The sequence below is a fragment of the Granulicatella sp. WM01 genome (assembly GCF_004570605.1).
Classification (GTDB): Bacteria; Bacillota; Bacilli; order Lactobacillales; family Aerococcaceae; genus WM01.
This window is the reverse complement of sequence record NZ_SPPB01000216.1, coordinates 1-207: the sequence shown is the minus strand read 5'-3', so window position 1 is coordinate 207 and position 207 is coordinate 1. Positions and strand designations below refer to the sequence as shown.

At 30.4% G+C, this 207-nt stretch carries 1 pseudogene; it reads left to right on the top strand.

Annotated features, from left to right (window positions below):
• Positions 1–207: pseudogene (locus E4T68_RS09485) on the top strand (ISNCY family transposase); the annotation flags it as partial.

Below are 207 nucleotides of genomic sequence, written 5' to 3'. Positions count from 1 at the left end.
ATGAAATAAAAAAATATAACGTCATCAAAGCCGTTCATCATGGCAAAAAAACAAAACAACGTGCCTGTGTTGAATTAACATTATCATTAAGACAAATTAACCGACTACTTAACAATTATGTTCAATTGGGTAAGTCAGCTTTTTCTCATAAAAATAAAAAACGCTCGCCAAAGCATAGTCTACCTGAATCTACTAAAACTTTTATTG